Below are 12870 nucleotides of genomic sequence, written 5' to 3' on the forward strand. Positions count from 1 at the left end.
TGGGGCCCTTCTGACGCGGTTCAGTGGAAGAAGTGGCGCGTTCCGGTGAAGTAGAGCGTGATGCCCGCCTTCTCCGCCGCGTCGATGACCTCCTGGTCGCGGATGGATCCGCCGGGCTCCACGACGGCCTTGACACCGGCCTCGATCAGCACCTCCAGCCCGTCGGCGAACGGGAAGTAGGCGTCGGAGGCCCCGACCGCGCCGGCGGCCCGCTCGCCCGCGCGGCCCACGGCGAGACGGCAGGAGTCGACCCGGTTGACCTGCCCCATGCCGACGCCCACGGTGGCCCCGCCGGAGGCCAGCAGGATGGCGTTGGACTTGACCGAGCGGCAGGCCCGCCAGGCGAAGGCCAGGTCGGCCAGCACCTCGGGCGAGGCGGGCGTACCCGTCTTCAGCTCCCAGCTCTCCGGCGCGTCGCCCGGCGCGTCCACCTTGTCCACGAGCTGGACCAGCAGGCCGCCGTCGATCTGACGCGACTCGGCCGGCCGCGACGGCCCCTGCGGGCAGAGCAGCAGGCGGATGTTCTTCTTGCGCGTCAGCACCGCGATCGCCTCCTCGGCGAACGCGGGCGCGACGACGACCTCGGTGAACACCTCCGCGATCTGGCCCGCCAGCTCGGCGGTGACCTCGCCGTTGACCGCGATCACGCCCCCGTACGCCGACACCGGGTCGCAGGCGTGGGCCTTGCGGTGCGCCTCGGCCACGTCGGCCCCGACCGCGATGCCGCACGGGTTCTGGTGCTTGATGATCGCGACCGCGGGCTCGGCGAAGTCCCACGCCGCCCGCCAGGCCGCGTCGGCGTCGAGGTAGTTGTTGTAGGACATCTCCTTGCCGTGCAGCTGCTCGGCGTTGGCCAGGCCGCCCCCGCCCGCGGTGTAGAGGGCCGCGCGCTGGTGCGGGTTCTCGCCGTAGCGCAGCGGGTGCTTCAGCGTCCACGTCTCACCGGCGAACTCGGGCCAGGCCTCGTCGCGCTCGGCGGCGCCGGCGGAGAACCAGTTGGCCACGGCCACGTCGTAGGAGGCGGTGTGGGCGTAGGCGATGCCCGCCATCCGCCTGCGCTCCTCCAGCGTGAAGCCGCCCTGGGCGAGCGCGTCGACCACGCCGCCGTAGGAGGACGGGTCGACCACGACCGCGCACGTGCTGTGGTTCTTGGCGGCGCCGCGGATCATCGCCGGGCCGCCGATGTCGATCTGCTCCACGCACTCGGCGTCGCTCGCCCCGGAGGCGACCGTCTGCTCGAACGGGTAGAGGTTGACCACCACGAGCTGGAACGGGTCGATCTCCAGCTCGTCCAGCTGGGCCACGTGGTGCGGCTTGGTGAGGTCGGCCAGCAGCCCGGCGTGGACGCGCGGGTGGAGCGTCTTGACCCGACCGTCGAGGCACTCGGGGAACCCGGTGAGCTGCTCGACCTTCGTCACGGGCACGCCGTACGACGCGATCGCGGCGGCGGTGCCGCCCGTCGACACGATCTCCACGCCCGCGCCGTCGAGCGCCCTGGCCAGCTCCTCCAGGCCCGACTTGTCGTACACCGCGATCAGCGCGCGCCGGATGGCGATGCGAGTCACTTGGATTCCTCTCCTGTTGCGTTCCCGATGCGGACAGTGCGTCCGCTGACCGTCCAGCCCTCACGGACCAGGCGGCCGACGATCTCCACGAGCAGGCGGCGCTCGACGACCTTGATGCGCTCGTGCAGCACCGCCTCGTCGTCGTCGGGCAGCACCGGCACCGCCTCCTGCGCGATGATCGGCCCCGAGTCGACGCCCGCGTCGGCCAGCATCACCGTGCACCCCGTCACCTTCACCCCGTGGGCCAGCGCGTCGCGCACACCGTGGGCCCCGGGGAACGACGGCAGCAGCGCGGGATGGGTGTTGAGCACCGGATGGGCGGCGAGCGTCGGCGCGCCGAGGATCTTCATGAAGCCGGCCGACACCACCAGGTCCGGCTCGTAGGAGGAGATCCGGGCGGCGACCGCCTCGTCCCACGCCTCCCGCGTCGGGTGGTCGCCCAGTCTCTCCACGAAGGTCGGCACACCGGCTCGGGCCGCGCGGGCGAGGCCCTCGATGCCGTCGCGGTCGGCGCCGACGGCGACTATCTCCGCGCCGTACGCCGGGTCGGCGGAAGCGTCCAGAAGGGCCTGTAGGTTGGTTCCAGAGCCGGAGACGAGGACGACGAGCCGCCCAGCCTTTGACACGCGCACTCCAAGAGAGAGAACCGGGGTGGGGCTGCCAGCGTATCCGCTCCTCGCCCGGGCACGCAGAGGAGGTCAGGTGTCGACACCGGTGCAGGCGCCGGCGGGTCAGCAGGCCGCGGATTCCGCGGGCCGCCGCGCGATCTGGTTGTCCATCGCAGCGCTCGCCATGACGTTCATGCTGCCGCTCGCCGGGCTGGTGATGGCGGCGTTCGCACTCATGGCCGGCATCCGGGCCCTGCCCAGCCTGAAGGAGGCGGGCCGGCCCACGGGCACCGCGGTGGGCGGCATCATCGTGTCCGCGGTCGCGCTCGCGCTGTCGGCCATGGCGACGGCGATGCAGCTCTACCTGATGGACGAGTACTCCGCGTACCAGGAGTGCATGAAGGGGGCGGGCACCGTCTCCTCGCAGGGTGAGTGCTTCACCCAGTTCAGGGACGCGGCGCAGCGCAAGCTGCCGACGGACGTGCTGGACGTCCTGGGCGCCGTCCAGCCCTGACGCTCCGCCGCCGTCCCGACGCGGACGCCGCGGCGCGCTACTCCCGGTCTTCGCGGTCGTCGCGGTCCCAGGCGTACGGGTCGACGTAGATGACGTGGCCGCCGCGGTCGTCCGACACGTCCACGATGTCCGTACGCCGCAAGCGCCCCTGCCCCGTCCCCGTGTGAGGGCGCGCCTGGGCCCTGGTCTCCGCCTCGGCCGAGGCGTGCTCGTCCGTCCAGTCGTCGCGGATGACCGGGATGGGCTGGGTGTCGGCCTCGGTGGCGTCGAGCCAGTGGCCGGGCAGCGGCTTGGCGTCGGACTCGGCCAGCCCCACCCTGCTCGCCGCGCGGGCGATCGCGGCCCCGGCCTTGCGCACGGGCTCCGCCGCCTTGTCGAGCGGCGCGCGGGCCCGGCGGTTGAGCAGCAGGATGTTGGTGATCCCGGCCGAGATGCCCGCGGCGACGCCCACCTCCAGCGCGACCGACAGGGCCACCTCCCACGTCGACGGGCCGACGGCCGCCAGCCGGCCGCCGCCGATCGGGCCGCCGGACAGGGTCGCGAGCAGCGCCGACACCAGGCCGGTCGTGACGCCGGTCAGGAAGCCCCACAGCGGGGCGGCCTCGTACGACGGCGAGGGCGAGATGCGCGCGACCACCACGCCCGCCAGCGCCCCGGCCGCGAACGGCAGCGCGACGACGGCCATCATCCAGGCCGGCACGGTGCCGCTGTCGGGCAGGGCGCCCAGCAGCGGCAGGCTCGGCACCGTGCCGAGCTGCACACCCGTGGGCGCGACCAGCGTGCCGGTGCCGATGGCGAAGCCCGGCCCGGCGATGTACGACAGCGCCCAGATGACCACGTTCAGCAGGTACAGGATCTGGACCAGCAGGAGCAGCAGCCCGCCCACGAACCCGGGCGAGAGCACGTTCGTCAGCTCGCGCACCTGGCCGAAGTTGAGCACCACCGCCACGAGCACCAGCGCGAACCCCGCCACCAGCAGCACCGCCGTGGCCACCGCCGTGCCGACGGTCAACGCCCGCACCCGCTCCGGCAGCAGCCTCAGCATCGCCCGCCACGGCCCGATGGTGCGCGCCGTCGCCACCGAGCCGGCCAGGAACGCCAGCGTGAAGTGGCTCAGCAGCGCCTCACCGATGAAGGGCTGGGTGACGTCGTTGCGGGCGACGAGCGCGATCAGGCCCGCCAGCAGCGCGTACGGCGCCGCCAGCGAGACCCCGGCCTGGGCCACCAGCACGAGCTGCGCCCGCCGCCGGGCGTTGGCCTTCTCGCGCGGGCTGTTCTTCGGCAGCCGGGCCGGGAGCCGCAGCCGCAGGTCGGCGTCGCGGGCCATCCAGCGGGCGGCGCGGTAGAGCAGGATCGCGGGCAGCACCACCAGGCCGAGCGGCAGCAGCCCGACCCGGCCGCCGGGCATCGCGAAGCCGGCGTGGTGAGCGGCCAGCCAGATCTGGGCGGCCGTGCGGAACACCCCCGGCAGGCCGGAGCCGAGCGCGCCGCTGGGCGCGGCGATCCAGCCGACCAGGGTGAGCGTGGTGAGCGCCGCCAGGCCGACGCCGAGCGTGGCCGCCGCGGCGAGCATCCCGGAGACGGGCAGCGGACGCCGGGACTCGTCGTCGTCCGAGACCCCGGGAATCTTGCCGAGGACCGAACGGGGGGCCGTCCGCAGCTGGTCGAGAAGCGCCGTCACAGTAGGCGATTTTCTCAAGCTTTCGCGACCGGCGCTTGGTTGACGCGCCGCAGGCGGCCAGCTTTATCCGGCTCTGCCGGGCTTTCCGGCCGCACCGGGGGCATCCGGGTGAACGCGGAAGGCCCCGCACGGCCGGAGCCGGTGCGGGGCCTTCCGCGGAACGTGCGCCGGGTCAGCGCGCCTGCATGATCTCGCGCATGAGGCGGGCCGTCTCGGAGGGGGTCTTGCCGACGCGGACGCCGACCTTCTCCAGGGCCTCCTTCTTGGCCTGCGCGGTCCCGGCCGAGCCGGACACGATCGCGCCGGCGTGGCCCATGGTCTTGCCCTCGGGGGCGGTGAAGCCCGCGACGTAGGCGACGACCGGCTTGCTGACGTGCTGCTCGATGTAGGCGGCGGCCCGCTCCTCGGCGTCGCCGCCGATCTCGCCGATCATCACGATCGCGTCGGTGGCGGGGTCGTCCTGAAACGCCTGGAGGGCGTCGATGTGGGTGGTGCCGATGACGGGGTCGCCGCCGATGCCCACCGCGGTCGAGAAGCCGAAGTCACGCAGCTCGTACATGAGCTGGTAGGTCAGCGTGCCCGACTTGGAGACCAGGCCGATGCGGCCCGCCGTCGTGATGTCGGCGGGGATGATGCCGGCGTTGGACGCGCCCGGCGAGGCGATGCCGGGGCAGTTCGGGCCGATGATGCGGGTCTTGTTGCCCTTGGCCACCGCGTACGCCCAGAACTCCGTGGAGTCGTGGACCGGCACGCCCTCGGTGATCACCACGCACAGCGGGATCTCCGCGTCGATGGCCTCCTTGACGGCGTCCTTGGTGAACGCCGGGGGCACGAAGATGACCGACACGTCGGCGCCGGTCTTCTCCATGGCCTCCTTCACCGTGCCGAACACGGGCAGGCCCTCGTGCGTGATGCCGGCCTTGCGGGCGTTGACACCACCGACCACGCGGGCGCCGGAGGCGAGCATGCGGCGGGTGTGCTTGGTGCCCTCACCACCCGTCATGCCCTGAACGATGATCTTGCTGTTCTCGGTCAGCCAGATAGCCATGTCTCACGCACCTACCGCAGCGAGCTCGGCGGCGCGCTTGGCCGCGTCGTCCATCGTGTCAACCAGCTCGACGCGCGGGAGCGCGGCGTCGGCCAGGATCTGTCGCCCGAGCTGGGCGTTGTTGCCGTCGAGGCGGACCACCAGCGGGTGGGTCACCGCCTCGCCGCGGCTCTCCAGGAGCTTGAAGGCCGCCACGATGCCGTTGGCGACGGCGTCGCAGGAGGTGATGCCGCCGAAGACGTTCACGAAGATCGACTTCACCGACGGGTCGGAGAGGATGATCTCCAGGCCGGCGGCCATGACCTCGGCCGAGGCGCCGCCGCCGATGTCGAGGAAGTTGGCCGGGGACGGCTTGCCGGGGAACGCCTCGCCGGCGTAGGCGACCACGTCCAGGGTGGACATGACCAGGCCCGCGCCGTTGCCGATGATGCCGACGTCGCCGTCGAGCTTCACGTAGTTGAGGTCCTTCTCCTTGGCCCGGGCCTCCAGCGGGTCCTCGGCGGCCTTGTCGGCGTACCCCTCGTGCTCCGCCTGGCGGAAGGAGGCGTTGTCGTCGAGCGTGACCTTGCCGTCGAGCGCCTTCACCTGGCCGTCGGCCGACAGGATCATCGGGTTGACCTCGACCAGCGTCGCGTCCTCGTCGACGAAGCAGCACCAGAGCTTCTCGATGAGCTCGGCCGCGCCGTCGAGCGACTGCTCCGGCAGACCGCCGGCGACCGCGATCTCACGGGCCTTGGCCCGGTCGATGCCGTCGAGGGCGTTGACGGGCACCTTGGCGACCTTCTCGGGCGAGGTGTGGGCCACCTCTTCGATGTCCATGCCGCCGGCGGCGGAGCAGATCGCGAGGAAGGTACGGTTCGCGCGGTCGAGCAGGAAGGAGAAGTAGTACTCCTCCGCGATCGCGCTGGCCTCCTCCACCAGAACCTTGTGGACCGTGTGGCCCTTGATGTCCATGCCGAGGATGGCCGTGGCCTTCCCGACGGCGTCGGCGGCGTCGTCGGCCACCTTCACGCCACCGGCCTTACCGCGCCCGCCGGTCTTGACCTGGGCCTTGACCACGACCCTGCCGGTGAGTTGCTCGGCAGCCGCGCGCACCTCCTCCACGGTGTGGGCGACGATGCCCTTGGGCACCGGGATGCCGTAGTCCGCGAAGAGCTCCTTCGCCTGATGTTCGAACAGGTCCACGAGGGTCCGTCCTTGCTTATCCGACTGATGTTCGACGGCCCGGGCCACCCCGTACGTGCCGGGCGTTTCCGCCAGTGAAGCCTAGCCCCAAGCTTGACGTCCCCTGGTCACCGGGTCGCGGATATGCCGTGATGTGACGGTGATCTCACTTCGGCACGATGTCGCCTCGCATCCGAAGTGGGATGAACTGCGGCCCCCGAAGCACCCGTACGCCGCTATCTGCCGACAAACCCCCTCAAAATGGCCTGGAGGACGGGCATCGACGGGACGGTTGGAGCACCGAGCTGGAGGAGGACCACCCCACTCGGATCGTGGCTTCTCCGTGCGGCCGGGAAAACAAATGGGAAAGAACGCCAGTGGGCCCGCCCTCACCCTCGCCACCGTGCCACCGGAAGACGACGACGGTCACGTACGGAAACGGAACCCGTTCTTCGGCGGTGACGCGCTGCTCACGGGCCGTCGTTTTCTCGCGCGAAATCCAGACCTGCACGAGAAATACACATACTTCCCTCTACAGCGCCCCTCTCCTGAGATATCCTCGTGATCTTTCTTTGCCATGATCCTCCAGCATCCAAATGAGAAACGACAAGGATAGAGAATGAAGCGAATCCTCACCGGCGTCGCCCTGGCGTCCGCCGCCACGCTCATCGCGGCCGCCCCGGCCCAGGCCGCGCCGGTGAACCCGGTCGCCGCGGTCCAGAAGCAGTTCGTGGCGGGCAAGGGCGTCAAGTTCGTCGAGCAGGTCAAGATCGCCAGCGGAGGCGTGCGGCAGATCAGCCTCCGGCGTGCCGGCACGCTGCAGTTCGGCGCCTCCGGCGTCGTCGCCTCCGACCTCACCGGCCAGTTCAACATCAAGAGGGAGGACGCCGAGAAGTTCGCCAAGGAGCTGGGAGCGGATGAGCTCGGCCTCGACCTCGTGACGGCGCTGACGATGCCCGAGCGGATCGTCACGAAGGGCCGGTACACCTACCTCACGGGTGGCCTGTGGAGCGCCGTGTTCAACGCCGGCAAGTCCTGGATCAGGGTTCCCGGCACCCAGCCCATCGGCATGACCGCCATGTACGGCCAGCCGCTGAACATCCTCGCCGAGCCGGCCACGCTCAAGACCCTCCTCAAGGGCGCCAAGGCGACGAAGGACGGCTACACCGGCAAGGTCGCGGCCAAGGACCTGCGCAAGACGTCCCCCGGATTCGCCGCGACCCTGGGGCTGGCTTCGGCCAAGTCCGTGAAGGGCTCCATCGGCTGGAAGCTCACCGTCGACGCCAAGGGCCTGCCGGTCCGGCTGGTGTCGGTCATCCCGGCGGAGGCGCTGGGCGCCGTTGACGCCAAGGGCGCGACCGTGAGCGTCGAGACCACCTTCAGCGACTGGGGCACGCCCGTCACCGTGACGGCCCCGCCCGAGCTGGAGGTCGCCAAGACCCTGGACGAGGCGATCCAGATCCCGGGCCCCAAGACCATCCCGCTGAGCGCCATCGCCCAGTGACGACCGTTCGCGCCCGTCTCCCCCGCATCGGGTGGAGGCGGGCGCGACGCCTGTCCGGGGCCTGTCCGGGGCTCTGCCCGGGACAGGCTGACGTCCTTCTAGGACAGCCTGGAGTCGCGGACGGCCGCCCAGGCGAGGGAGTGCCTGATGCCCTCCTCCAGCGAGTAGCCCGCGCGCCAGCCCAGCAGCCGCTCGGCGAGGTCGCTGCGCGTGTAGGCGCCCACCACGTCGCCCGGCCGGCGCGCCGTCTCCAGGACCTCCACCGGCCGGTCCGCCACGCGGTTGAACGCGTCGGCCAGCTCCCGCACCGTCGTGCCCGACCCGGTGCCGAGGTTGATGATCGAGCCCTCCGGGAACAGCCCGTCGAAGCGCCGCAGCGCCTCCACGTGGGCCTGCGCCAGGTCCCAGACGTGGATGTAGTCGCGGATGCCGGAGCCGTCACGGGTCGGGTAGTCGGTGCCGGTGATCTGGAACGGCGTCCCCTCCTCGTACGCCTCGATGAGCTTGCCGAGGGCGTGGCTGGGCCGCCGGAGCTGGAGCCCGGTGCGCATGCTCGGGTCGGCGCCGATGGGGTTGAAGTAGCGCAGCGACAGCACCTTGACGGGCTGGGTGGCGGCGATGTCGGCGAACATGGCCTCGCACACCGCCTTGGTACGCGCGTACGGGCTCTGCGGGTCGAGCGGTGAGCGCTCGTCGACGGTGTGGTCGTCCCCGGCGCGGTAGATCGACGCCGACGAGCTGAAGATCATCCGCTCGCACCCGTTGCGCAGCAGGTGATCGACGAAGTCGAGGCTCTTGGCGACATTGGCCCGGTAGTAGCCGACGGGGTCGGCCACCGAGTCCGGCACGACGATGAGCGCCGCGCAGTGGATGACGGCCTCGATGTCGGGCCGCTCCGCGAACACCTTGTCGACCAGCGCGCCGTCGCTGATGTCGCCCTCGTAGAAGGCCCGCCCCTCGGTGAACTCGCGCCGCCCGGTCACGAGGTTGTCCAGGATCACCGGCTCGATCCCGGCGTCCAGGCACGCCGAGGCCACCGTGCTCCCGATGAACCCGGCGCCGCCGGAAATCAACACGCTCATGCCAGCCCCCTGCTCCTCACCATCACCGCCCACCGGCCTGCCCGGTCGAGCTCCCCACCACGTCCGCCGGCGCCTGCCGGCGGACGTCGCGACCCGGCGGGCCGCCCGGCCCCGGAACCGCCGTGCCCGACCATCCTCGGTCACCACGCGGGGCGCTCGTGACCATTGGCGACGCCCCGGTCGTGTCGCTCCACCGGCAATCCAACGGCGTTATGTGATCGTTACAACTTACGGCCCTCAGAACGCCGGTTTCGTTTGTCTACCTATGAGACGCATGCGAAGCACATAAGTTCTGGAGTGACCCGTGAATCCCCTCACCCGGTTGCCGGCCCTGATCGCCATGGCGGCTCTGGTCTCGATGACGGCCTGCGCCGCCGAGAGCGCGCCCGCCACGCGGGCGCAGCCGACGCCGGCCGCCGGCGCACCCACCAAGAGCGCCACGGCCGCACGCAAGCCGCTGGCCGCCGGCGCCGCCAAGCAGGCCGCGCCGAAGAAGCCCAAGCTGGAGATCGCCGACATCACGCCCATGGGCGAGACCACGGAGAAGGTCGGCGTCGGCTTCCCGATCATCGTGACGTTCGACCGTGACGTACGGGACAAGGCGGCGGCCGAGGCGGCGCTGGAGGTACAGGCGGACAAGCCGGTCGACGGCGCGTGGCGCTGGGTCTCCGCGCGCAAGGTCATCTACCGCACGAAGACGTACTGGAAGCCGCACCAGAAGGTGCTGTTCACCGCGCACCTCAGCCAGATCCCGGGCAACGAGGCCGCCAAGGACGTCTCCCGCCGCTTCGCCGTGGGCACCGCCAACATCTCGGTGGTCGACACCCGCCGGCACGTCATGAAGACCTACCGCGACGGCAAGCTCGCCAAGCGGATCGCGATCAGCGCCGGCCGCGGCGGCCTCGTGCGCAACGGCGTGGACGTGTACCTGACGACCAGCGGCACCCACCTGACCATGGGCAAGAAGCGGGTCGAGACCATGACCTCGTCCTGGATGGGCGTCACGGACCCCAAGGACCCGCAGTACTACAAGGAGGAGATCCCCTGGGCGGTGCGGATCTCCGACAGCGGCGAGTACGTCCACCAGAGCGCCGGCTACTACCAGTACCTCGGCCGCTCCAACCAGAGCCACGGCTGCGTCCGCGCCACCCCGGAGGGCGCCCGCTGGTTCTACACGATCGCCCAGCGCGGCGACGTGGTGAAGATCACCGGCACCAAGCGCAAGCTCGACTGGCGCAACGGCTGGAGCTACTGGCAGCTCAACTGGACCGAGTGGAAGAAGGGCAGCGCCCTGACCGCCGCCAAGAGCTGACCCGCCGACGGTCCGGACCCGGCCGGTGAGCGGGCGCGTCGTCTCACCGGCCGCCGTCCGGCACGCGGTCGCCGGGCCGTGGGGCTGGTGTGGCAGCCGATAAACCTGGGATGATGGGATGCCTCGTCCCGCGGTGGAGAAAGGGTCCGCTACGTGAGTCCGTCCCCCAAGTTCCTCCCGCAGGCGGGGTTCCTGTTCTCCGCCGCCGGTGTCGCCGGCGTGGTCCTGCAGATGCTGAAGGTCGCCTACCCCGACGGCGACCCGGCCAAGGCGCGCGAGGTCGCGCAGCTGTTGCGGCAGCTGGCCACGCGGACGGATGTCAGCCTGGACGACATGGAAGAGGTCGCGGGCAGGCTGTGGCGGCCACCGAACTCCGGCGCGGGCCTCGATGCCTTCAGGACCTACTTCACCGAAGAGATCGCGCCCTATCCGCCGCTGGTCTCCGCGTACATCCGCGGGTTCGCCGACGCGATCGACGACTACGCCGACATGCTGGAGCAGACCCAGCACACGCTCCGGACGATGGCCATGACCCAGTGGATCGAGCTGCTGATGTTCTTCTGCTGGCCGGCGATCGACAAGAAGGTCCAGGTGCTGATCAACTGGGCGATGCGCAAGCGGCAGGCACGGCTGCTGCTCAGCATGTTCGAACACGCCGTGGGCAAGCGGTTCATCTACGCCGTCGGGGGCAGCCTCGCCTACACGGCCCTCGACCAGGCGATCGTCGACGGGTTCAAGCTGGCGAGGGGCGAGGACATGGGCTCGTGGGGCGACCGCGGCATGTACATGGTGAACAACTTCGCGGCGGCCCTGGTCTTCTACCATGTGGATCCGGCCAATTTCGGCAAGGTCGCGAAGCTGCTGCCGCAGAACAAGGCGGCGCAGAACGCCATCGTGTTCCTGACCGGGTCCAGCGTCTTCACCACCACCGCGAACGCGCTCAACAGGCCCGGCGACGTGGTCGACGATCCCGCCAGTCTGCTGCCCACCTGGGAGCAGATGCTCGCGAAGCTGGGTGTCGCCGCGGGCCAGGACCAGTTCAGGCGCTGGCGCGGGTATTACCCGGCACCGACCAGGTAGTCAGTCCTGGTTGAAGCGCCTGATCTCGTCGGCGAACGGGTTCAGGCCGTCCGTCATCAATCCCGCCATCTGCGCGGTCAGGTCCGCGGTGGCGTCGTTCGCGGCGGCGACCACGGCCTCCGCCAGCGCGTCCGCGCCGAGCCGCATCGCCCGCGGGTCGATCCGCAGGCTGCCGAGCGCGCCGCTCGGCAACACCTCGGCCCGCACCAGGCCATCGGCCGCCTCGCCGCGGCCGCGAACGGCATCGAGGCTTTCCCGCAATTCTTCCAGCGGCGCGGTGTCGGCCTGGAATTGGGAGAGGAAGCGGCTCATCTCTTCGTCGAGGAAGGGGGCGCCGTCGTCCGGTGTGGTCATCAGGTCTCCAAGAAACGTCAGGGCTTGAGCTTCCCGTCCGACGCCGAGAACTTCGGCGGGTCGGACACTTTCGGCAGGGATTCGATGACGGCCCAGTTCGCGACGTCGAAGGTGGTCCTCATACCGGCCAGCCTTTCCGCGATCTCCGGATAGACGTCGCTCAGCGCGTTGACGTACGTCGATACTTTCTTCAGCGCGGTGGAATAGCCCTGCCTGAACGTCTTCGCCGTGTCATCCGTGCCGGCGAAGTCACCCAGCGCGGCGATGGCGTCGAGAATCCGGCGGGTATCCCCCGCGAGGTCGTCGTGCTCGGTGACGAACGCGCCGGCCGCCTTCGTGAAGTTGCTTCCGTAGAAGTCGGTCGGCGGCATGGCCGGGGTCCCATGGCTCGGCGAGGCCGGCGACGGATCGAACGGCGGGGAGGTGGTGCCGGGGGTGACCGACGGGGAAGCGGAGGGAGCCGGCCACGCGGGAGGCGCTCCGGTCGGCGTCGGTGTGGGGCTCGGAGTCGTGGGGCTCGGAGTCGTGGGACTCGGAGTCGTGGGGCTCGGTGTGGGCGTGCCGGACGGGCTCGGTGTGGGCGTGCCGGACGGGCTCGGTGTCGTCGGACTGGGCGTGGGGGTGGGCGTGTCGGACGGGCTGGGCGTCGTCGGGCTTGGGGTGGGCGTCGGCGACGTCGTGGCCGTGGACGACGGCGTGGGTGAAGGTGATGGAGTGGAGTTATCCCCTGAAGACATGACATCCTCCTCTGGGTGTGCCTTATCGCGTTGGCGCAGGCCACTGGCCGCCTTCACCGATTGCCGATATTACCTAGAGGTAAAGTGTACTTTGGGCCGCAGGGGTGCGCCGCCAAGGCCGGTACGAACGCGGCGGCGGCGGGACGGCGGTCACCGTGGATGTCTGACTGGTACCGTCGTCACGCCGCCTGCCGGAGCGGCAACCTGTTTCCGGGAAAGGC

Annotated in this window: 12 protein-coding genes; 4 read left to right on the top strand and 8 right to left on the bottom strand. The window is 70.7% G+C overall.

Annotation, left to right across the window (positions count from 1 at the left end; genetic code table 11):
• Positions 1-20: 20 nt before the first annotated feature.
• Both purH and purN read right to left on the bottom strand, forming a co-directional pair.
• Positions 21-1565: a bifunctional phosphoribosylaminoimidazolecarboxamide formyltransferase/IMP cyclohydrolase gene (purH, locus tag ABZS51_RS19305; RefSeq protein ID WP_355442558.1), complete on the bottom strand. Its 1545-nt coding sequence runs from the start codon at positions 1563-1565 to the stop codon at positions 21-23.
• Positions 1562-2191 carry a phosphoribosylglycinamide formyltransferase gene (gene purN / locus ABZS51_RS19310; RefSeq protein WP_355442561.1) on the bottom strand — a complete coding sequence of 210 codons (630 nt, stop codon included), beginning with the start codon at positions 2189-2191 and terminating at the stop codon, positions 1562-1564. The genes purH and purN overlap by 4 nt, the downstream gene beginning before the upstream one ends.
• A gap of 76 nt (positions 2192-2267) precedes the next feature.
• Between purN and ABZS51_RS19315 the strand changes: the two genes are divergently transcribed.
• Entirely contained in the window at positions 2268-2687 is a 420-nt protein-coding gene (locus ABZS51_RS19315) for a hypothetical protein (RefSeq protein WP_355442564.1), read from the top strand.
• Positions 2688-2724: 37 nt separating this feature from the next.
• On the opposite strand, the gene ABZS51_RS19320 is transcribed toward ABZS51_RS19315, so the two are convergent.
• From ABZS51_RS19320 to sucC, 3 genes are all read right to left on the bottom strand, one after another.
• Positions 2725-4368: a DUF6350 family protein gene (locus tag ABZS51_RS19320; RefSeq protein ID WP_355442566.1), complete on the bottom strand. Its 1644-nt coding sequence runs from the start codon at positions 4366-4368 to the stop codon at positions 2725-2727.
• 172 nt (positions 4369-4540) lie between these two features.
• On the bottom strand, positions 4541-5416 hold the full coding sequence (gene sucD, locus ABZS51_RS19325; RefSeq protein ID WP_355442569.1) for a succinate--CoA ligase subunit alpha: 876 nt from the start codon (positions 5414-5416) through the stop codon (positions 4541-4543).
• Between the two features lie 3 nt (positions 5417-5419).
• On the bottom strand, positions 5420-6601 hold the full coding sequence (sucC, locus tag ABZS51_RS19330; protein WP_310708388.1) for an ADP-forming succinate--CoA ligase subunit beta: 1182 nt from the start codon (positions 6599-6601) through the stop codon (positions 5420-5422).
• 598 nt (positions 6602-7199) lie between these two features.
• On the opposite strand from sucC, the gene ABZS51_RS19335 reads away from it, so the two are divergent.
• Positions 7200-8084: a hypothetical protein gene (locus tag ABZS51_RS19335; RefSeq protein WP_355442572.1), complete on the top strand. Its 885-nt coding sequence runs from the start codon at positions 7200-7202 to the stop codon at positions 8082-8084.
• A gap of 98 nt (positions 8085-8182) precedes the next feature.
• Here the strand turns inward: ABZS51_RS19335 and galE are convergent, their stop codons facing one another.
• Positions 8183-9166: a UDP-glucose 4-epimerase GalE gene (gene galE / locus ABZS51_RS19340; RefSeq protein ID WP_355442574.1), complete on the bottom strand. Its 984-nt coding sequence runs from the start codon at positions 9164-9166 to the stop codon at positions 8183-8185.
• A gap of 304 nt (positions 9167-9470) precedes the next feature.
• Between galE and ABZS51_RS19345 the strand changes: the two genes are divergently transcribed.
• Both ABZS51_RS19345 and ABZS51_RS19350 read left to right on the top strand, forming a co-directional pair.
• Positions 9471-10478 carry a L,D-transpeptidase gene (locus ABZS51_RS19345; RefSeq protein WP_355442577.1) on the top strand — a complete coding sequence of 336 codons (1008 nt, stop codon included), beginning with the start codon at positions 9471-9473 and terminating at the stop codon, positions 10476-10478.
• A gap of 153 nt (positions 10479-10631) precedes the next feature.
• Positions 10632-11558, top strand: a complete 927-nt coding sequence (locus ABZS51_RS19350; RefSeq protein WP_355442579.1) for a hypothetical protein — start codon at positions 10632-10634, stop codon at positions 11556-11558.
• Here ABZS51_RS19350 and ABZS51_RS19355 read toward each other — a convergent pair whose 3' ends face one another.
• Positions 11559-11912: a YbaB/EbfC family nucleoid-associated protein gene (locus ABZS51_RS19355; protein WP_355442582.1), complete on the bottom strand. Its 354-nt coding sequence runs from the start codon at positions 11910-11912 to the stop codon at positions 11559-11561.
• Between the two features lie 17 nt (positions 11913-11929).
• Positions 11930-12283, bottom strand: coding sequence for a hypothetical protein (locus ABZS51_RS19360; protein WP_355442585.1), 354 nt, complete (start codon positions 12281-12283; stop codon positions 11930-11932).
• Between the last annotated feature and the right edge of the window lie 587 nt (positions 12284-12870).

The sequence above is a fragment of the Nonomuraea sp. NPDC005501 genome (genome assembly GCF_040605905.1).
In the GTDB taxonomy this organism is placed as follows: Bacteria; Actinomycetota; Actinomycetes; order Streptosporangiales; family Streptosporangiaceae; genus Nonomuraea.